This window comes from Microbacterium sp. (genome assembly GCF_003248605.1).
Classification (GTDB): Bacteria; Actinomycetota; Actinomycetes; order Actinomycetales; family Microbacteriaceae; genus Microbacterium.
In genome coordinates this window covers 1-1,158 of record NZ_QFPF01000180.1, presented here as the reverse complement: position 1 = coordinate 1,158, position 1,158 = coordinate 1, and the positions used below count along the sequence as shown (strand labels likewise).

1 pseudogene is annotated in these 1,158 nt (G+C 61.3%); it reads left to right on the top strand.

Features of this window, described 5'->3' with window-relative positions:
- Positions 1–1,158, top strand: a pseudogene (locus tag DI573_RS14715) (hypothetical protein); the annotation flags it as partial.

Here is a 1,158-nt window from a genome sequence, read left to right as displayed (position 1 = left end):
GGATGCCTCGACACGTGACTACTCGGGCGCCGTCATCTCCACCGACCCGCCCTACTACGACAACATCGGTTACTCGGACCTATCGGACTTCTTTTACGTCTGGCTGCGACGATCTCTTTCAACGATCCACTCGAAGACGGTTGGGACTATGCTCACTCCGAAGTTCGAGGAGCTTGTCGCTAATCCGTACCGACATGATGGCAAAGCAGGAGCGGAGAAGTTCTTCATCGAGGGCTTCAACTCGGTCTTTGCCCGAGTCCGCGAGGGCGCAGACCCGAATGTCCCGCTGACTGTCTATTACGCGTACAAGCAACAGGAGGCCAACGCCGAGGGGACCTCCTCTACCGGCTGGCACACGCTACTGGACGGTCTCATTGACTCTGGGTGGGAGATAACCGCGACGTGGCCCATGCGAACCGAGATGAGCGGAAGGCTAATCGGTTCAAATGCCAACGCCCTGGCCTCTTCGATTGTCCTGGCTTGTCGCCCCCGCCCGAGCGATGCGCCTACGACGACCCGACGAGCGTTCGTGGCCGCACTGAAGGCGGAGCTCCCAGAGGCGCTACGCACGTTGATGCAGGGCGCGATTGCACCCGTCGATCTCGCGCAGGCGGCAATTGGACCCGGCATATCCGTGTTCTCCCGGTACTCGCGGGTGCGGGAGGCGGATGGCTCCGACATGAGTGTGAAGGACGCACTCCTGCTCGTAAACGCCACGCTGGACGAAGTAATCGGCGAGCAAGAGTCGGACTTCGATCCCGACACTCGGTTCGCAGTCAAGTGGTATCGCCAATACGGCTGGACCCAGGAGAACTCCGGCATTGCTGACCAGCTTGCGCGCTCTTCCGATACGTCGATCGGAGCGCTTGAGCGCGGGGGCATCTTCGAGGCAAAGGGCGGGAAGGCGCGACTTCTCTCGCCGACCCAGCTTGAAGGCGCATGGGACGTGAGCGCCGACGAGCGCGTCAGCGTGTGGGAGGCGACGGTTCGCCTTGCGGCGGTGATGGCAAAGCACGGAGCCGATCAGGTCGCTTCCCTGCTTCCTTCAGTTCAGACGCGGGTGAATCTCGACGCGGTGAAGGAGTTGGGATTCCTGCTATTCCACGAGGCCGAGAAGAAGCGCGACACCAAAGACGCGATTCTCTTCAACGGGCTGGT